This is a genomic window from Algibacter sp. TI.3.09 (assembly GCF_038154905.1).
Taxonomy (GTDB): Bacteria; Bacteroidota; Bacteroidia; order Flavobacteriales; family Flavobacteriaceae; genus Algibacter.
Window position 1 is genome coordinate 200,977 of sequence record NZ_JBAKAN010000004.1, and the last position, 19,741, is coordinate 220,717.

General features: G+C 33.1%; 13 protein-coding genes and 1 other RNA gene. 12 read left to right on the plus strand and 2 right to left on the minus strand.

Features of this window, described 5'->3' with window-relative positions; translation table 11 throughout:
• The first annotated feature begins 2 nt into the window (after nucleotides 1-2).
• The 6 genes from V6246_RS14215 to V6246_RS14240 all read left to right on the plus strand — a co-directional run bounded on the left by V6246_RS14215 (nucleotide 3) and on the right by V6246_RS14240 (nucleotide 7,149).
• Nucleotides 3-1,562: a RagB/SusD family nutrient uptake outer membrane protein gene (locus tag V6246_RS14215; RefSeq protein ID WP_341561086.1), complete on the plus strand. Its 1,560-nt coding sequence runs from the start codon at nucleotides 3-5 to the stop codon at nucleotides 1,560-1,562.
• Nucleotides 1,563-1,981: 419 nt separating this feature from the next.
• Entirely contained in the window at nucleotides 1,982-3,949 is a 1,968-nt protein-coding gene (locus V6246_RS14220; protein ID WP_341561087.1) for an AAA family ATPase, read from the plus strand.
• A 99-nt stretch (nucleotides 3,950-4,048) separates the two neighbouring features.
• Nucleotides 4,049-5,386 carry a hypothetical protein gene (locus V6246_RS14225; RefSeq protein ID WP_341561088.1) on the plus strand — a complete coding sequence of 446 codons (1,338 nt, stop codon included), beginning with the start codon at nucleotides 4,049-4,051 and terminating at the stop codon, nucleotides 5,384-5,386.
• 260 nt (nucleotides 5,387-5,646) lie between these two features.
• The gene (locus V6246_RS14230) at nucleotides 5,647-6,135 is read left to right on the plus strand and encodes a hypothetical protein (protein WP_341561089.1); all 489 of its coding nucleotides are present in this window, start codon (nucleotides 5,647-5,649) and stop codon (nucleotides 6,133-6,135) included.
• A 27-nt stretch (nucleotides 6,136-6,162) separates the two neighbouring features.
• Nucleotides 6,163-6,762 (plus strand): WG repeat-containing protein, encoded by a 600-nt coding sequence (locus tag V6246_RS14235; protein ID WP_341561090.1) that lies wholly within the window; start codon nucleotides 6,163-6,165, stop codon nucleotides 6,760-6,762.
• A 15-nt stretch (nucleotides 6,763-6,777) separates the two neighbouring features.
• The gene (locus V6246_RS14240; protein WP_341561091.1) at nucleotides 6,778-7,149 is read left to right on the plus strand and encodes a hypothetical protein; all 372 of its coding nucleotides are present in this window, start codon (nucleotides 6,778-6,780) and stop codon (nucleotides 7,147-7,149) included.
• Nucleotides 7,150-7,205: 56 nt separating this feature from the next.
• Here V6246_RS14240 and V6246_RS14245 read toward each other — a convergent pair whose 3' ends face one another.
• Nucleotides 7,206-7,793 (minus strand): RNA polymerase sigma factor, encoded by a 588-nt coding sequence (locus tag V6246_RS14245; RefSeq protein ID WP_042499411.1) that lies wholly within the window; start codon nucleotides 7,791-7,793, stop codon nucleotides 7,206-7,208.
• A gap of 94 nt (nucleotides 7,794-7,887) precedes the next feature.
• On the opposite strand from V6246_RS14245, the gene V6246_RS14250 reads away from it, so the two are divergent.
• From V6246_RS14250 to V6246_RS14270, 5 genes are all read left to right on the plus strand, one after another.
• On the plus strand, nucleotides 7,888-9,042 hold the full coding sequence (locus tag V6246_RS14250; protein WP_341561092.1) for a FecR family protein: 1,155 nt from the start codon (nucleotides 7,888-7,890) through the stop codon (nucleotides 9,040-9,042).
• A 191-nt stretch (nucleotides 9,043-9,233) separates the two neighbouring features.
• Entirely contained in the window at nucleotides 9,234-12,740 is a 3,507-nt protein-coding gene (locus V6246_RS14255) for a SusC/RagA family TonB-linked outer membrane protein (RefSeq protein ID WP_341561094.1), read from the plus strand.
• Between the two features lie 13 nt (nucleotides 12,741-12,753).
• Entirely contained in the window at nucleotides 12,754-14,097 is a 1,344-nt protein-coding gene (locus tag V6246_RS14260) for a RagB/SusD family nutrient uptake outer membrane protein (RefSeq protein ID WP_341561095.1), read from the plus strand.
• Nucleotides 14,098-14,188: 91 nt separating this feature from the next.
• Entirely contained in the window at nucleotides 14,189-17,008 is a 2,820-nt protein-coding gene (locus tag V6246_RS14265; RefSeq protein WP_341561096.1) for a M16 family metallopeptidase, read from the plus strand.
• Nucleotides 17,009-17,179: 171 nt separating this feature from the next.
• Complete coding sequence (locus V6246_RS14270; protein WP_341561097.1) at nucleotides 17,180-17,728, plus strand: class I SAM-dependent DNA methyltransferase; 549 nt, start codon at nucleotides 17,180-17,182, stop codon at nucleotides 17,726-17,728.
• 105 nt (nucleotides 17,729-17,833) lie between these two features.
• On the opposite strand, the gene ssrA is transcribed toward V6246_RS14270, so the two are convergent.
• Nucleotides 17,834-18,228: a transfer-messenger RNA gene (gene ssrA, locus V6246_RS14275) on the minus strand.
• Nucleotides 18,229-18,511: 283 nt separating this feature from the next.
• On the opposite strand from ssrA, the gene V6246_RS14280 reads away from it, so the two are divergent.
• Nucleotides 18,512-19,714: an NAD(P)-dependent oxidoreductase gene (locus tag V6246_RS14280; RefSeq protein ID WP_341561098.1), complete on the plus strand. Its 1,203-nt coding sequence runs from the start codon at nucleotides 18,512-18,514 to the stop codon at nucleotides 19,712-19,714.
• The last annotated feature ends 27 nt before the right edge of the window (nucleotides 19,715-19,741 follow it).

Sequence of the window (19,741 nt, forward strand, 5' to 3'; positions counted from 1 at the left end):
CAATGAAAAATATATATAGTTTTAAACTTAAATACGGCTTGTTGGCTTTTGCAATATTATTGCTTACCGCATGTGGTAAAGAGTTTTTAGAAGAAGAAGTAAGAACGGAAACCTCGCCAACCAACTTTTTTAATAACGATGCCGAAGGCGAATTGGCGGTTAATGGTGTGTATCAACTTTTACACGATAATAATTTGTACAGACAACGTGGTTTAGACGATTATTACACCCATGGTGCCGATGTTGTTGGACCAAGTAGAAATGTAAACGGAACGATCCATAATTATTTAATTGCCGAAGGTGTAGCCGACGGAAATGGCCCATGGACGCAGCTTTACCGTATTGTAAATAATGCTACAGAGTTTTTAGAAAACATAGACGGCAACGAAAAAATAGATACTCGCGATCGTTATGTAGGCGAACTGCTTTTTTTAAGAGCTTTAGCCTATTATCATTTAACCAATTTATGGGGCGACGTGCCTTATTACAGAGATGTAATTCCTGCGATAGAACGATCTAATTTAGGACGTTTTGATAAAGACGTGATTAGAACCGACATGAAAACCGATTTAGAACGTGCCATTACTTTACTGCCTGCCGAGTTGTATTCTGGGTCAGATTCTGGGCGCGCTACCAAATGGGCGGCATTAGCCTTAAAAGCAAAGTTTCATTTATTTGATAAAGAATGGCAAGATTGTAAAGATGCCTGCGATGAAATTCTAGACTTTTCGCCACACCAATTGGTGCAAGATTTAGACGATTTATTTGCACCACGCAACGAGTTTAACATCGAATCTATTTGGGAAGTCGATTTTGTCTCTCTACAAGGTGGGCCATTAAACACAACCAGAACAGACGATTACAATCCGCGTATTAGAGACGAGCCAGCACGTAGAAATAACGATACCATTATAGATGGCAATACGGTAACACGTGTAGATTATTTTCAAACGGAAGTATTACAAGCAGACAATGAAGACATGACGGGTTACGGATGGTCTGTGCCTTTACCAGAAATTGCAAGACGCGAAAATTGGCAAACCGGCGATTTACGTTACGATGCTAGTATTGTAACCAAATACAAAGGTTGGGAACTTTCTTTTCCATATTACAAAAAGAACTGGAACTTAGATCAGGCGGAATCCTTAAGAGGCGATCATCCAGAAAACTTTATTGTGTTTCGTTTAGCCGATATTTATTTAATGGCAGCCGAAGCAGAAAACGAATTAAACGGCCCAACAAACGCTTACGATTATGTAAACAAAGTGAGAGAGCGTGCTTTCGAGCCCGACCAACCTTGGAGTGGTTTAACTCAAGATAGTTTTAGAGAAGCCATGTACGATGAGCGTAAGTTCGAGCTATGTGCAGAAGGGCACAGGCGTATGGATTTAATTCGTTGGGGTATTTTGCTCGATGTGGTTAAAACCGTAGAGCATCGCTCTTTTAATAATCCGGCGGCAAACATACAAGCGCACCATGTGCTTTTGCCTATCCCGCAGCAACAATTGGAACTTAATTCTAATTTATTAGAATCCGATCCAACCAATAATAACTACCGCTAATTTGTAATAGTTATAACAGTAAATATTAAAAAGGGAATTGAGTTAATCAATTCCCTTTTTTCATGCCAAAATATATCTCAAGTTTAGAAGAAGAACCACAGCTCTAAGCAACCCTAAATATGTTAAAAATGAATTTTAAAGCGCTTTACGTTAACAGGTTTGCAAAATATATTTATATTTAGCCTGCAATACACCTTAAGCTAGTGTTTTGCCATTCTTCCCTAAAGAATATACATAGAAAATATAATCACCAAGTTTAGCATATTAGACTAAACCTTGTTTGCACGTTCCGTTGTTTTAATGTGAATGGGGTGGGCTCTGTTTTGGGTTTTGTGCTGATTTAATTAGTGATTTTATGAGAGGTAATATCTTTGTTTTTTACTCCTTGGTATTTTTAAATTAATAAAAAAAAACACAAAATGTACATAAAGAAGTTGAAATTTCAGAATTATGGACCAATATCTAATTTAGACATAATACCAAAGTTTAAGGAAAACGGAAATCCAAAACCTATTGTTTTTATTGGTAAAAATGGTTCTGGAAAAACTCTTTTATTGGGCAATATTTTAGATGGACTAATTGAATTAAAAAGACAGAAATTCAACGACCTTTTAGAAGTTGAACAAAACAAATATCTTAAAGTTGGCAAAAAAGACTATATAAAGTATGGAGAGGATTATTCGAATATAGAAATCATATTTGAAGATGATGATAGAAATGCAAATTATATAGATTTAATGTCTCGAATTGATAATGCTGATTTTGTGGAAAAATATTCCGGTTTAAATTTAAAAGGTACAACGGACCCGAAATTTGTTAAAAATGGATTTTATAAAAGCCTAAATATTAGTAATGTTGAGTTGTTAGATACTTTTAGTAATAATATAATTTCGTTTTTTCCTCATAGTAGATATGATCATCCTGCTTGGTTAAACAAAGATACTAATATTGGATTTTCATTTAAAGAGAAATTTCTTGAACGGTCGCATAAAAGTATTATTAAACACAATGTAATAAAAGAAATAGAAACTTGGATTCTTGATTGTTTACTTGATAGGGAGATTTATGAAAAAGCATTTGCTAGTGGAAATAAGGGAGTGAAAATATTTCTGGGATATCGAGGGAAAAATAATGATATACTTAACCTGATTAATGAATTGTTGAGAATAATTTATAAAAGTAAATTTCCAAATATTCAAAGAGCAAGAATTGGAATTGGAGCAAAAGATAGAAGAAGTATATCTATTCACATTGAAGAATCTGATGGAGAAGAATTGACAGTCTCACCTTCCTTTTCGCATATTTCTTCAGGAGAAGCAATGTTGCTTGCGTTATTTACGTCATTATTGAAAGAATATGATGATCTAGGAGCACAAGTCAGAAATTTGAATGACGTAAAAGGTATTGTGATTGTAGATGAGATTGATTTGCATTTGCATATTGAATTTCAAAAAACAATCTTACCAGAATTAATTAAACAGTTTTCAGGAGTTCAGTTTATCTTAACAACACACTCGCCATTCTTCCTTTATGGAATGGAAGAATTATTTAAAAAAGAATGGGAGTTAATCAATCTACCATTTGGTAATAGTATTTCTTTAAATGATTTTTCAGAGATGAAAAGTGCGTACAATATTTTTGTAAAAGGATTTAACGAATTGCAAATAACGCTAAACACTGTAAATGAAAAGTTGAAAAATTTAACCAAACCTTTAATAATCACAGAAGGTAAGACAGATTGGAAACATCTTAAAAATGCGTTAAGAAAATTAAATGCTGAATCTAAATTCTTAGATTTAGATTTTGATTTTTTAGAATATGAAGAAGAAATTCAAATGGGAGATAGTCATCTAAAGCAGTTATGTGAACAAACGTCTAAACTGGATAATGATAGGAAAGTTATATGCATTTTTGATCGTGATGATAATAATATAATTAGAGATATGAATTGTGGTAATACGTTTAAAGATTGGGGGAATTCTGTTTATTCATTTTGTATACCAAAACCAACACATCGAGAAGATTATAATAAAATTTCTATCGAATTCTATTATACTGATGATGAAATAAGGGCTTTAGAACCTTCAAATAGCACAAGGTTATTCTTTACTAATGAAGTTGAAGAGGTGATGATAAAAAGTAAAACAAATCATAAGAAAGTTAAATCAGAAATCAGAATATTAGCAATACCAAAGCCAGAGGAAGAAAAGGAGAAGAGGATATATTGTGAAGATGTTAAGTTAATCATTAATACTGCTGGAGAACAAGTAGCGCATTCTAAAAATCTTTTTGCAGAAAAAATATTGAATCAAGAGGACGGCTTTAATGAATTTAATATTACGGAGTTTGAAAAAATATTTGAAGTAATTGAGGATATCCTAAATTAAAAAAGACAGTTTGATACACTATAAATTTATTGAAGGATTAGTATTATTAACTAATAAAGTGGGGCGTAAATTTATTGTAATTTGATAAAGATTTTAAGAATGAAGTATTTAAAAAGAATAATAGCAAATAATAAAAAGTTTTTTGTTGATACAATCTCATTTTATTATCCATTTTCGGAAGTTTTTTTAATACAACATTCGGATAAAATAAACTGGAAAAACCTATCACGTAATGATAATGTGTTATGGTCTGAGAATTTACTTAAGTTACAAAGTAATCAAATTGATTGGTTAGAGCTTTCAGAATCCTTGTGCATAAAATGGGATCAAGAATTAATTGATGATAATATAGAGAAATGGAATTGGAATAATAAAAAGGATTTTTGGTTATTCGGACTCTCTGGAAATGAAAGTTTACCTTTTTCAGAAAGCTTGATAGATAAATATTCAGAGAAATTTGATTGGACTATATTGTCATTCAATAAGAGTGTTCCTTTTTCAGAGGAATTAATTGAAAAATATATAGATAAGTGGAACTGGTCAGTCCTTTCGCGTAATTCTGGATTAAATTTATCTGAAAAGTTAATTGAAAAATATATAGAGAAATGGAATTGGGGAAATCTTTCACGAAATGAAGGTTTACCGCTAAATGAAGACTTAATTAAGAAGTATAGTGATAAAATAAATTGGTCTGAACTGTCAAAAAACTCTTCTTTATCTAATTCAGAAAATTTTATTAATCTTTATTTAGAAAATTGGGATTGGGTTGAGTTATCAGCTTGTATTTCGCTGAATGAATCCTTAATTCGACAATTTGAAAGTTATTGGGAATGGAATGAGCTTTCGTGTAATGAGACACTGAATCTATCATCAAGCCTTTTAAAAGACTTTGAAAAAAAATGGAATTGGGAATATCTTTCTCAAAATTCCTCTTTATCTATCTCAATAAAACTTATCGAAAGTAATATAGATAAATGGGATTGGGAAGGTTTGTCCTTAAATCATAATAAAAATTGGACTAAAGAATTGATAGAGTATTTTAGGGATAAATGGCATTGGGTTCGGCTTTCTGAGAATGAAAGCTTGCCTTGGTCTAATTTGTTGCTTGAAAAGTTTAAAGAAAATTGGTTTTGGGTTTCAGAAATAAATAACAGTAATTTAAACGATTATGGAAACTATTTTGGCTTGTCAACCAATTTAAGTGTTTATCAATTATTATTTGAAAACCTTAGTGAAGTTCAGATATGCGAATTGTTGAATTCGGAAATAGTTAGTGCAAATGCTTTTGATAACTATGATAGTCGTAAATCAGAAGAATATTTTTCTTATTTGAAATATGAAGATAATAATGAAAATTTTTATAATTATTCTATCGATGATCCTAATTATAATGATGATTTTGATATTGACCAACAAGGTCCTAATTTTAGTTTTTAAATGAGACTCCTGAAATAACTGTTTGCAACACTAAACTAAAAAGCACAAGCTCAAAACCCCACACAACCTCATAATTCTAGTTGTACTTGTTTTCAGCTGCTGTTCTCAACAAAAGCATCTGTTTTCAAAAGAAGACTGTACAGCCAGATTATACAGTGCATAAATATATTCAGTTGTAAAAACATTAGTTTTAAGATAAGCTAAAGTGAGTGATATTTATTTTTAATAGTTACTTTGGCTTTAAAACAAATGAGGAACAAATGAAAAAGTTAATACTGATTGCTATATGCGTTGTTTTTGTAACATCTTGCAAAGACGAAGCAAAACAAAATTCTAATATTGAAACCACCCCAATTGAAGGTTTAACACAAGGGCCAGTAGTGCATAAGGCTTTAACCGACGAACAATTGGCGAAAATTAAAGATATACAAGAAACTTTTAATGAGGTTTACCCAGTTTCTCTAGATGAAACTATTACAAATTTTAAGCGCGACCAAAACCCAGATAACGAAATAAATATTTGGCAGAATATGGCTAATGCTTACAAACCGTATGCCTTAAACAACGGAGGAGAAGAAAAGCTTGATGCTAGAAGAGAGGCTTTTAGATTAATTTTAATGCGCTCTATGATGCCTGATAACGAAGCTATAAGCAGTTCGGATTTAAAAATACTGAGTGAGAAAGAAGCTCTTGAGGTTTTAAAAAATTATACATTAGAAGCTAAGCCTGTTAAAGTGGAAAAGCGATAAGCACTTTAGTTTAGATACCATATTACAATGCAAATAAAACCAATAACCTTATTAATTTTTAGTGCCTTTATAGCGTTTTCGTGTAAGGAATACGTGGATAAAGATGTTACTAACTATCGGTATTTTGATGTCGCCTTGGCAGATACTATTTCGAACAGTAAATTGAAAGCGGTTACAAACACGGAACATCTAGAATATGGTGTAAGTGTTGCTTATGTAAACGAAAATAATGATACTATAATTCCGTTTGGTAAATACGCATACTACGGCACAGATACTTTAGAGTTTTATGCCAATGTTATGGAGCATCCTAACGATAGTACGTATGGACGCCAAATGGCGATAGACAAAAACGAGAATATTCTATTCGATCTTGTGATGTATGATAATGGTTTAGAACCATTTAATGATGGGTTAACGCGAGTAATCCGAAACGGTAAAATGGGATATGCTAACAGATTCGGACAGGTTGTAATTGCTTGCGAATACGACTATGTAAAATGGTTTGAAAACGGAAAAGCCGAAGTAACTTACAGCGCTAAAGAATATTTTGATTTAGATGAACACCGCGTTGTGGAAAGTGACAATTGGTTCTCTATTGATAAAAAAGGAAATCGGGTAGACTAACCTTAATCAATAACTATGACTGATACCACTGTAATTATAGCATTAGTTATTATTTTAATCTGTCATTTAGCAGTGATTTCCATTGGGTATAAAACAAAAAAGACCGCATTATCTATTGCTTATGTAAATGCAGTTTTTGTAATCGGAATGCTTATTTTTTGGGCTGTCGATACCGTGAATATAAAAACGCATCACTTCGAAACGAGAGAATGGTTTGTACTCGGTTTTGAGGTTTGTGTTTTGTTATGCGCTATATCTTCTATTACAAAATGCTATAATAAAACCTTTGTAAAGGTGATAACCTATATTGGGTTTTGGCTGCATGTATTGGCTTTAGTGGGGATGCTTGTTTTTATGTGGTGGTTTAAACTAGAGCGCTTGTATTAAGCAGAATATAAATTTACTCAAGTTGTAGCTAGCTATACTTAAAAAAAGAGAGTGGTTTACTTTAAGGCGTGTTTGCCAAATAACAAGAATAAAATTCCGCTAGTTTTACTGCCTATATTTTTTCTAATGATAGAGAAGGCTTTTGTAATTTGAGCTTCTACCGTTTTAATAGATACCTTTTGATATTCTGCAATTTCAACGTTAGTTAAGCCTTCTTGTCTACTTAAAATAAAGGTTTGTTTACATTTTGGAGGCAGGTTTTGTATTTCTTGTTTTACTAGGGAAATTAAGTTTTCTATGTTGTTATCCTGATCTTCAACTACAGTATCTAAGGCCTCTATATATTTTTTTTCTAAAGCTATAGTTGCTTTTTCTTTTCTGTAAAGGTCAATAAACTGGTTGTATATAGATTTGTATAAATAATTTTTCAGGTTAAAATCATCTTTTAATTTCTCTCGCTTTTGCCAAATACTCACAAATACATTTTGTACAATATCTTCTGCTGTACTATGGTCGTGAGTTAAGCTATAAGCATAAACGCAAAGTTTTTGATGAAATAGGTCTACCAACTGGGTGTAAGCCGCTGTGCTGCCCTTTTTTAACCCTTTGATTAGTGTTGCGTTATTTATTGAGAAATCAGTCATTCAGTGAATTTTCTTCTGCTAATTTAAAAAAATGTTGATAAAAAGTTAGGGTATTGGAAATTTACTTCGTTATAATATAAAACAGAAGGAAATAATGGTTTCTAAAGAAATAGAAAATATTATAGTAAAATACTTTACTAATCAGGCATCGTTAAGCGAATTAGACCAATTAAATCAATGGCTTAAAGCACCAGGGCATGGACCATTGTTTGATAACTACGTAAAAACAAATTACGCTATTAACCATACTATTAAGGAGTACAACGCTATGCAAACAAAAAAGCATTTGTTGGATGTTATTTGTAAAGATAAAAAGGCAGAAAAAGTATTTAAAATTAAACGTATCGTTTTTAGGTATGCCGCTGTTTTAATACTGTTTTTAGGGTTAGGCTATGTATTGATGCAAGGTTTTTTTGGTACGCCTAAAACCTTAGAGTTAGTAGAAGAGCAAATAGAACTTCTATTAGAAAATGATAAAGCCGTAGTTGTTATTAATAAAGATGATGTACAAGAAATTATAGGTAGCGATGGTAAGGTGATAGGGACGCAACGAGGAGATAAACTAGTTTATAATACTGACGTCGTAGATGGTAAATTGATATATAATACCTTAAGTGTACCGTATGGAAAACGTTTTGAGCTTAAACTATCCGACGGGACTGTTGTTACTTTAAATGCCGGCTCGTCATTAAAATATCCTGTTAATTTTATTAGTGGTCAAAACAGGCAAGTGTTTTTAAAAGGGGAAGCTTTTTTTAATGTAACTAAGGATGAAAATCATCCTTTTATAGTGAACGCGAATAATATTGATGTTAAGGTGTTGGGTACAAAGTTTAATGTATCATCTTATTCTGAAGATGAAAATATAAGTACTGTTTTAGTAGAAGGCTCTGTAGATGTGTCTAGAAATGGAACGCAAAACAAAGAGTCTGTTATTCTAAAGCCAGGTTTTAAAGCTGCCTGGAACAAGTATAGCAATGCTATTGATGTAGAACAGGTAGATGTGGAACCACATGTGGCTTGGCTCGATGGCCGATTAATTTTACATGAAGTTGCTTTTACCGATATATTAAAAAAACTAGAAAGGCAGTATAATGTTAGTTTTATTAATAAAGATAAAAAGCTAGAACAGCGCTATTTTACAGCTAAATTTGATACAGAAGATATTTATGAGGTATTAGAAAGTTTAAGCACCTCCGGAAATTTTGAATATGAATTTAATAAAGACAACATTATAATTAATCCATAAAAACAATAAAATTAATGATTGAAAACTGACAAATTAAAACACAATTTCAAAGAAAATTAAAGTTGCTATTTTACAGTTTACTACAACAGCAATTGTAGTATAACATAAAAAAAAATCGGAAAATGCAGCAACACGTTCCGATTTAGTAAAAAGTGATTCCAATGTCTAACACATTAAATCAAACCAAAAGTATGAAAAAATTCATTATTGAGATGGGTGAAGTACTATCTCTCTCTAAAATTAGTTTAAAAATGAAGCTAACCTCTCTATTGCTCTTTTTTACGTTGTTACAAATTCATGCCAATACGTTTTCTCAAAATGTAAAAATTACATTGACATGCGAAAATATGCATGTTGAAGATGTTTTAAGTGAAATTGAAAGAAAAACAGATTTTAAATTTCTTTACGAAAAGAACGTTTTTGTGAAAAGTGAAATCACAAGTATTACTTCTGATAAAGAAAAACTAGAACACGTTTTAAAAAGACTTTTTAAAAGCTTAAATGTTGATTACAAGGTTGTAAATAAACAAATTGTTATAGTAAAAAAAGAAGAAAGTAAACCGCTTATACATACTATAAAAGAAGCAGTAAACAAGTTTGTACAGCAAAATTTACAAGGTAAAGTTACCGATGAAAATGGTGCGCCTCTACCAGGAGCTACAATTGTCTATAAGGGACTTAGAAATGGTACCAGTACAGATTTTGATGGTAATTTTAAATTACCTTATGTTAAAGGCGCTACAGCAATTGTGGTATCGTACGTGGGTTATGAAACTCAAGAAGTACAAATTAATAGTAGAGCCAATATTGATATTAAGTTACAAAGTTCTGTAACAGGTTTAGAAGAAACGGTAATTGTTGCATATGGTAAAGTTAAAAAAGAAGCTTTAACGGGTGCTGTTGGTGTTATCGATGTGTCTGCATTAGCACAACAAGGAACCATAATTAATGTAGATCAGGCTTTGCAAGGTCAGGTAGCAGGTGTTCAGGTAAGTAGTCCAAGTGGAAAACCCGGTGCTGCGGCTCGAGTTCGTATTCGTGGTAGTTCGTCTCTTTTAGGAACTAACCAACCGTTATTTGTTGTAGATGGTATTCCTATTACGCCAAATACAGAAACTCCCGGATATGCTGGTTTTATTGATAGTATTAGTAATAATGAATCTACTACGTTAGAAAATGAAGGTTTTAATAACGATTTAGGTTTTATCGATTTTAATAATATAGAAGCCATAACCATTTTAAAAGATGCGACAGCTACTTCAATTTATGGGTCTCGTGCTGCAAATGGTGTTGTTATTATTACTTCAAAAACAGGAAGAGGAGCCAGAAAACCGGAGTTTCAACTTTCTATCACACAAAGAGCAAATCTAATTCAAAAAACAGATGTGCTTAATTCGGCTCAGTATCAAACACTTTATTCTGAGGCTATTAATAATTATGTAAATTCTGGAGGTACTGTACCAACTACAGATTCTTTTGGGCAAGGTATTTTAGCAGGAACAGAAGTCGATTTAACCACTAATACCGATTGGCAAGATTTATCTGTGAAAACATTTACAAACACCTCCAATTATGCTTTAAGTGTTAGAGGTGGTGGCGATAATGGTTCATACTATTCATCATTAAGTTTGCAAAATGATAATGGGGCTATTATTGGTGATAAATTAACGAGGTATGCTTTTGGTTTGTCTTTAAATCAAAAAATAAAAGATAATTTAAAGTTTACTACTAACATTAGTTTAGGTCGTGTAGAAAGTGATTATGCTTTAAACAGCCTTAACTCAACTTTAGAAGCAGCAACTTATTTACGACCAGATGTAACACCTTATGATGAAGATGGAAATCTTGTATCTCGTTTTGGAGATATTTACAACCCGCTAACTTCTAAAGATAGAAGAGTAACTTCAACTAACTTTTCTATGCTTGCTAATATGGGAATTGAGTTTGAGCCTATTAAAGATTTGTTTATTAAAACTACAGGAATACTTCAGCAAATAGATTCTGAAAGTTATAGCTTCTACCCAAGCTACTCTGTAAGTGGTGCTACTACTAATGGTAAAGGAGCTTTGGTAAATAGAAAAACCATTAACCCTTCTGTAGAAACAACTGCTACTTATGATTTTTCTTTAGGAAAAAGTGATTTTAATGTTTTAGTTGGTAACACCTTTCAAAATGAAAACACGGAGACTGTCAATTTTTATGGTGAAAACTTCCCGAATGATGATACATTAACGGGTATTAGTTATGCTGGTGAAAGTCTTTCTGCACAGGAAGCTGTTACAAAAAGTACTTTAGTGTCGTTCTTCTCTCGTTTTATTTATAATTACGATAATAGGTACATTTTAAATTTTTCAGGAAGAACAGATGGTTCTTCCAAATTTGGTGCAAATAATAGATGGGCAAGCTTTCCTGCTTTAGGTTTAGGTTGGAATATTCACAACGAAAAATTTATGGATAACGCCTATTGGTTAAACTTTTTAAAGATTAGAGGTAGTATTGGGCAATCGGGTAATGTTACCTTTGATCCTAACCAATCTTTTAGTTTATATGGTGCTTTAAACGGAACAAATGGAGTGTATAATGGCGATACAGGTGTTGTGCCATTGCGTATTGGTAATCCTGATTTAAAATGGGAAATTACAACTCAAAAAGATATTGGTATTGAGTTTGCCGTTTTAAACAATAAAATAAAAGGTGAGTTTGGATACTACCAAAAAGATACAAAAGATGTATTGTACCAAACGGAATTAGCGTCTTCTAGCGGCCTGTATACTGTGATTTCTAATTTAGGAAATACACAAAATAATGGGATAGAGTTAACCTTAAACTTTGACCTTATCAATAAAAAAGATTTAAAGTGGAATTTTGGATTTAATGCCGCTACAGCAAACAATAAAATAGTAAAATTAAATAGTAGTTATAAAGATGAGTATGGTGCTGTTTATTTAAACGGTTTGTATTTTAAAGAAGGTGAGTCGCTTGGTTTAATTAGAGGGCATGTGGCAAACGGACTTTTTGAGTCTCAGGAACAAATAGACAATTTAAACGCTGGTGCGCCAAGTGGTTTATATCAGTCATCATTAACGAGTCCTGGAGATGTTTATTATGCCGATTTAGATGGCGATGGCGAAGTGAGTTCTTCTGCATCTGGCCCTGATGTTACAAACATTGGTAGCATTGAACCTGACTTTTTTGGAGGTCTTAATACCAACATAAACTATAAAGGTTTGTCTCTAAATATTTTCGCAAATTATAGTCTTGGTAACGATATTTACTGGAAGGCAGGAGAGAATACTTATAGCTATACGTCACTAAACGACCAAGGGAATAAGCAATTGATAGCCTTAGATCGTTGGACGCCAGAGAACTTAGATGCTGAATACCCAAGAGCGGTTTACCGAACTAATTTAACAGGTGGGAACCAAAATAGCAGACAGTCTAGTTTATATGTGCATAAAGGAGATTACTTGCGTATTAAAACAGTAACATTAGGTTATAACTTAGATAGTCAAGCGTTGAAAAACATCAATTTTCAGGGACTTTATTTATACGTAACGGCAACCAACTTGTTTACTATTACCAATTATCCGGGTGCCGATCCTGAGTTTGCAAATATTGCGAGCTTTAGAACACCAATAGATAGTAACAAGTACCCTGTATCAAAACAGCTTATCGCTGGAGTAAGGTTAACCTTTTAAAAGATTTAAGACAATGAAAAATAACATCATATTATTCACAATTTTAACAGGCATCCTTTTTAGTTCTTGCGATGCGGCGTTAGATGTTCAGCCAGAAAATTATTTATTCGAAGATCAATTAGTTACCGATGATAAAAGTGCGCAAACCTCTTTAGTAGGGGTTTATACACAGCTAAACTGGACTTACTATCAGTATCTGGAAGTTATGTTGCCTTTAATGGATGGTTCGCTAACAACAACAAATTCAACTTGGATTTTTGGCGAAGCTTCAGACAATAGTTTCGATTCTAGCCAAGTTTCTTTAAACACGGTTTACGAGTGGCCGTATTATATTACTAACTCTGCCAATGCTACAATTTCGGCAGTAACTGATAATGCATCAGTTTCCGCAGGCGAACATGATAGAATTCTTAGCGAAGCCTATTTTCTAAGAGCCTTTGGTCACTATGTTGCGCTAAGAAGTTTTGGTCAGTTTTTCGACCTGTCTAGCGACTATGGTATTGTACTTAAAAATACGGTGTCTACTGTTGAAAATAGTAAAATAGCCAGATCTACAGTACAAGAAAGTTACGATTTTATTTTAGACGATTTAGATAAAAGTATTGAGCTTAATGCGGCTTTTACATACAATTATTACGCATCTTCGATAGCAGCAAAGGCTTTTAAAGCAAATGTTCTGCTGTATATGGGTGGTCAGGAAAACTACGAAGCGGCTGTTCTATTAGCCGATGAGGTTATTAACTCTGGCGATGTAGAATTAGAATCTAATTTTGAAGATGTTTTTGAAAATGGTGTAGCAAATAGCGAAGTAATATTTTCTAGAATAAATGGAGAAGGGCAAGCTAGTAAGTTATCATACTATTATCAAAGTTTAGTTAAAGTTTCTCCTTGGCTTCAGGATTTTTTAGTAGACGATCCAAGAAAAGAGGCATCATACAATACGAGTAATTTATTCCTTAAAAAAATATACACGAGTGGTGTAAGCGGTGGACCAGCAAATTATATGCGTTTGGCCGAAGTTTATTTAATAAAAGCAGAATGTCAGGCACGTTTAAATTTACTCGCTCAAGCGGAAGAAACTCTTAATGCTGTGCGTAATAGAGCGTATGGCGGTGCTGCTCCAGATTTAGAGTATACCTCTCAAGAAGAATTACTTGATATCATTTTCGACGAGTATGTAAAAGAACTTTGTTTTGAAACTGGGGCCGTTTGGTTTGCTGCCATTCGCCATGGTAAAATTGAAGAAATTAAAACAAATGTTACCAGCTCCAATCAGTATATTTTTCCAATTCCTATTAGCGAATTAGAAAGTAATACACTCTTCGGGCCACAAAATCCAGGGTACCTGGGTATTTAAAAATTAATTTTTTCAATTATTTAGTCAGTATAGTGCTTCAGGCTATATAACAGTTTGAAGCTCTATTTTACTATTTTTTATTTCCTAAAACATGAACATTAAAAACATAGTTTTTGCAAATATCTTGTGCCTATATAGCATATGCGGTATTTCGCAAAGCAGTAATTTAAATAATAAAATACTGGCCGATGCTACCGTTAAAATGGGTACACTAAGCAACGGACTAAAATATTATATCAAACATAATGCAAAACCTCAAAATAAGGCTGAGTTTAGATTGGTTATTAAAGCCGGATCTATTTTAGAAGACGATGATCAACAAGGTTTAGCTCACTTTGTAGAACATATGGCTTTTAACGGAACCGAAAGCTTTGAGAAAAACAAACTTATAGATTACTTACAAGGTTTAGGTGTGGAGTTTGGAGCAGATTTAAACGCACATACTAGTTTTGATGAAACCGTTTATAAATTATCTGTACCAACCGATACCGAAACATTTAATACCAGTTTGCAAGTTTTAAAAGATTGGGCAAATGGTATCACGTTTGAAAATGACGAAATAGATAAAGAACGTGGTATTGTTGCCGAAGAACTTAGAGCAAGAGGAGGTGCAGGTATGCGAATGTATTACAAGTCTATAGGTGAGTTAACCAATAATTCGCGCTATGCTGAGCGCGCTCCAGCAGGGAAATTAGACGTTATTTTAAATTCGGATTATGATGCCATGAAACGATTTTATAGAGATTGGTATCGTCCAGATTTAATGGCCTTAGTTTTGGTTGGAGATTTTGATGTGCTAGAAGCTGAAAAAAAGGTAAAAGTCCTTTTTAGTACCATTGAAGGTCCCGAAAACCCTAAGGAAAGAATCTATTATAAAATTCCAGAAAACAGTTCTCCTGTAGTATCTGTAATTACGGATGAAGAAACACAAGGCGCTAGTGTTTCTGTTTATATTAAAAAAGAAGAGACGCCAGTAACAACCTTACAAGACTATAAAATAGAATTATTAAAAAGCTTTTATTCTGGTATGCTGCGCCAAAGATTATCCGATGTAGTGCTAGAAGCAAATTCTCCTTTTTTATCTGCAAATGCGGGTATTGGAAACTTTTTAAGCAATATGGATAGCTATTATTTAAATGCTAAACTAAAGGAGGATAAAATTAATGAAGGCATAACGCGCTTGTTGATAGAAAGCTCGAGAGCTAAGCAATTTGGTTTTACAGAAACAGAACTGGAACGTTATAAAAAACTGTTATTGAATAATGCTGATTTACGCCAAAAGGAGACAGGTAAAATTTCTACAAAATATTATGTAGAGCAATATATTGATAACTTTACAGATGCTAAACCTATACCTAGTGATGCATTTGTATATCAGTTTTATACAGAGGTTTTTCCTTCTATTAGAGTGCAAGATGTTAATAACATAGCTACAGAATGGGTAAGAGATGATAATATGACTGTATTGTTAAAAGCTGTAGATAAAAGTGATTTAAAATTGCCAACAGAGCGTGAGATAGAAAGCATATTAACACAGGTAAAAACTAAGTCTATAGAACCTTATAAAGATAAATTAGGTGATATTCAATTAATGCCGGAAAAACCAAAGCCAGGTAAGGTTTTAAAAGAAACATATAATAAAAAGATTAATACAACAACTTGGGAGTTATCCAACGGTATTACAGTGGTTGTAAAACCAACCGAGTTCCAAAATGATTTAATATCACTTAACGGGTTTAGACCAGGAGGAAGTTCTGTGGCTCCAGATTCACTTTATGTTTCGGCTAGAAATGCTAGTAGTATTATTGGCGCTAGTGGTGTTAATGGTATATCAGATGCTGATTTGAAAAAGCTCAATATGGGGAAAACCCTAAAGCTTAAAACCTATATTAATTATTATAACGAATTGGTATCTGGCAATAGCTCGTCTGGAGATTTGGAAAGTATGTTGCAAATGGTAAACCTATATTTTACTAAGCCAAACAAAGATGCTGCTGTATTTGATACAAAAAAAGAAAGTTTAAAGTCGTTGTATAAAGATTCGGATAATAATCCTGGCGGTTTTTTTGAAAAGCGTATAACCGAAGTTATGTCTCAAAATCATTTAAGATCTATACCAGAAACGGTAGAGCAAATAGAGAGAGAATTAGATTTAGACGAGGTTTACAGTTTTTATAAAGAGCGATTTTCATCAGCAAATGGCTTTTTGTTTGTTGTTGTTGGTAATGTTGATTTAGAAGTGCTTAAGCCACTTGTAAGTCAATATTTAGGAAGTTTACCTTCTAATTTAAATGAAAAAAGTACTTGGAAAGATACTGGGCTGCGCTATGCAAAAGGCGGTATTAAAGAAACCATAGTAAAAGGCTTAGATAATAAAAGCCAAGTTGATATGCGTTTTACTGGTACATTTAATTTTTCGTTAGAAGAAAAAGAGAAAATTAGCTTGTTAGCAAAAGTGCTTAAAATTAAATTAACGGAAGAGTTAAGAGAAAAAATGGCAGGTGTTTATGGCGTTAAAGTTTCTGGGTTTGCCTCAGATATTCCATACCAGTGGTTTAGACTTAATATAAGGTTTTCTTGCGATCCTGAAAATATCGAAAAACTAAAGGCTAAAGTTTTTGAAGAAATAGAAAAAATTAAAAAACATGGTCCGTCTCAAGAAGATGTTAATAAAATTAAGGAAGCTGAATTAGCAAATGCTAAGGAGTTTTTAGAAGTAAACACGTTTTGGCTTTATAAACTTAAAACTGCTTATGAATACGATTTAAACCCAGAGTCTATTTTAGATTTTGAAAGTAAAATTAATAAGTTGAACTCTAAAATGTTTAAAGATGCGGCCAATAACTATTTTGATATGAAAGATTATGCCGAGTTTATTTTATTGCCAGAAGAATCCTCTAAAAAAGAGTAAAGATAAATACCCTAACCCTAATTAATAGTTACTTGAAAAGCTTCCTTTATAATTTTAAAGGAAGTTTTTTTTTGTTAAACCCTTGGCGTATTTTCTAAATGAAATTTATTTGATAAATTAGTTACATAAACTACAGCGTTAATTTTTTAGAGTACTAATAAATAGCACAGCATGAGCATAGAGCAAGCTTATAATATTTGGGCCAATCAATACGACACCAACGAAAACCGCACGCGAGATTTAGATAAAAAGTGCACCATTGAAACCTTAAGTAAATATAAGTTTAGCAATGTGCTAGAGTTGGGGTGTGGCACAGGTAAAAATACCGAATGGCTATTAACGCATGCGCAGCAGATTATAGGTTTAGATTTTTCAGAAGAAATGCTGAACAAAGCAAAAGAGAAAATAGTAGACAGCAAGGTTGCTTTCAAAAAAGCAGACTTAACCCAAGATTGGGGTGTTGATAATAATTTTTTCGACCTTATCACTAGTAGTTTAACGCTAGAGCATATAGAGGACTTAGATCATATTTTCAATCAAACATATTTAAAATTAAAAAAGGACGGCCTGTTTTTTGTTAGTGAATTACATCCTTTTAAACAATACTCGGGTAGTAAAGCTAGATACGAAACCGAGGCAGGCACCAAGGAACTAGAGGTTTATATTCATCATGTTTCAGAATATATCGATGAAGCTAAAAAAATGGGTTACAATTATTAGAATTAAAAGAATGGTTTGATGCAGGCGAGGAACATGGATTGCCTAGATTAATTAGTTTTGTCTTTAAAAAATAAAACCCTGATAATATATTTATTATCAGGGTTTTAGTGGAGTCGGAGAGAATCGAACTCTCGTCCAAACAAGTAACCAAAGGGCCTTCTACACGTTTATTCTTTTCTTGGGTTTTCGATTATAAGCTGGTTAAAGACAACCCACTCATAACTTATCTTCTTTAGTTTCGTAAAAGCATCAAAGCAGTGCTCAAACTATATTGACATTTACGATATCTCAAAATGGAACGCCGTCAATCAAGGCTTTCCGGAGACATAAAGCTTGTACACCTTGTGTACCTAGGCAAATTCTACTATAATTCGAATTATGCAGCTAAAGCGTAGTTATTCTCGCCGTTTAAAAGTTGGTCTAGCCTTTTACGTGTTTCAATGCCATTACACGACGTGCTTACCGTTTCGTTAATCTCGCTGTCAAAACCAGTCGACCCCAGATTAAATAAAGTAGTAAAATATATTTTGGCGTTACCACAAGGGTCGGGCTTTCGGCAGTCGCTTTTTTTGAGAAAAACAAAAAAGAGCTTCAACAATGCCTTAATCCCTAACGCACAGTCTGCAAATTTAATTAAAACTTTTAAACTAGGTGGTAATCCGTTAACATAAATCAAAAATTATACCAATATCAATGAGACGCAAATCTGTCACATTAAAAATATTTAAGAGAATGATACAAAAATTTCAATAAATTCCCGAAATTACACCTAAACAATAAGCCATGAAATTTGCCATTATAAAAGAACGTAAAAACCCACCCGATCGCCGCGTGGTATTCTCTCCATCAAAATTAGCCGAAGCCCAAAAACAATTTCCGCAGGCCAATTTTAAAGTAGAAAGTTCCGATATACGTGTATTTCCAGATCAAGACTATAAAAGCGCAGGATTTGAAGTTAGCGAAAACGTGTCAGACTGCGATGTCATGCTTGGCGTAAAAGAAGTGCCCATCGAAGCCTTAATTCCGAATAAAAAATACTTTTTCTTTTCACATACCATAAAAAAACAACCCTATAACCGTAAGTTGTTAAAAGCCGTTTTAGATAAAAATATAGAACTTTACGATCACGAAACTATAGTGAGCGAAAAAGGATTTCGATTAATAGGTTTTGGTCGTTATGCCGGTATCGTTGGCGCTTACAATGGTTTTAGAGCTTGGGGATTAAAATATAACACTTGGCAATTACCAAAAGCTGGACCATTACCAAACCAACAAGCCTTAATAAACGAGCTGAATAACTTAGTATTGCCAAACATAAAAATATTACTAACCGGCAGTGGTAAAGTAGCAAATGGCGCACAAGAAATGCTCGATGCTATGAGTATTAAAAGTGTATCGGTAACCAATTATTTAAACAGCAGCTTTAATGAGCCCGTATATTGTAAAATAGACGTGCTAGATTATAATAAACGTAAAGACGGACAGGTCATCGATAATCAAGATTTTTTCGATAATCCACAAGATTACGAGTCGAGTTTTATGCGTTTCGCAAAAGTAACCGATTATTATATTGCAGGTCATTTTTACGGCGATGGAGCACCATATTTATATACACGCAGCGATGTTAAATCTCCAGATTTTAATATTAAAGTTGTTGCCGATGTAAGTTGTGATGTCGATGGGCCAGTAGCTACAACGCTGCGTGCATCAACCATTGCAGATCCTATTTATGGTTACAATCCAGAAACAGAATCGGAAATCGATTATAAAGACGGCAAAGCCATTGTGGTTATGGCGGTAGATAATTTACCATGCGAACTTCCACAAGATGCAAGCGAAGGTTTTGGAGAGATGTTTTTAAAAGCTGTAATTCCTGCTTTTTTTAATAACGATGCCGATGGTGTTTTACAACGAGCAAAAATGACCGAAAATGGCAAGCTTACCGAAAATTTCGCCTATTTGCAGGGATATGTTGACGGAAACTAATAAGTTTGCAATAATTACAAAATACCT

Excerpts from the sequence above, each read along its gene's own strand:
- V6246_RS14215 (WP_341561086.1), top strand. The coding sequence starts at position 3 with ATGAAAAATATATATAGTTTTAAACTTAAATACGGCTTGTTGGCTTTT.
- V6246_RS14220 (WP_341561087.1), top strand. The coding sequence starts at position 1,982 with ATGTACATAAAGAAGTTGAAATTTCAGAATTATGGACCAATATCTAAT.
- V6246_RS14225 (WP_341561088.1), top strand. The coding sequence starts at position 4,049 with ATGAAGTATTTAAAAAGAATAATAGCAAATAATAAAAAGTTTTTTGTT.
- V6246_RS14230 (WP_341561089.1), top strand. The coding sequence starts at position 5,647 with ATGAAAAAGTTAATACTGATTGCTATATGCGTTGTTTTTGTAACATCT.
- V6246_RS14235 (WP_341561090.1), top strand. The coding sequence starts at position 6,163 with ATGCAAATAAAACCAATAACCTTATTAATTTTTAGTGCCTTTATAGCG.
- V6246_RS14240 (WP_341561091.1), top strand. The coding sequence starts at position 6,778 with ATGACTGATACCACTGTAATTATAGCATTAGTTATTATTTTAATCTGT.
- V6246_RS14245 (WP_042499411.1), bottom strand. The coding sequence starts at position 7,793 with ATGACTGATTTCTCAATAAATAACGCAACACTAATCAAAGGGTTAAAA.
- V6246_RS14250 (WP_341561092.1), top strand. The coding sequence starts at position 7,888 with ATGGTTTCTAAAGAAATAGAAAATATTATAGTAAAATACTTTACTAAT.
- V6246_RS14255 (WP_341561094.1), top strand. The coding sequence starts at position 9,234 with ATGAAAAAATTCATTATTGAGATGGGTGAAGTACTATCTCTCTCTAAA.
- V6246_RS14260 (WP_341561095.1), top strand. The coding sequence starts at position 12,754 with ATGAAAAATAACATCATATTATTCACAATTTTAACAGGCATCCTTTTT.
- V6246_RS14265 (WP_341561096.1), top strand. The coding sequence starts at position 14,189 with ATGAACATTAAAAACATAGTTTTTGCAAATATCTTGTGCCTATATAGC.
- V6246_RS14270 (WP_341561097.1), top strand. The coding sequence starts at position 17,180 with ATGAGCATAGAGCAAGCTTATAATATTTGGGCCAATCAATACGACACC.
- V6246_RS14280 (WP_341561098.1), top strand. The coding sequence starts at position 18,512 with ATGAAATTTGCCATTATAAAAGAACGTAAAAACCCACCCGATCGCCGC.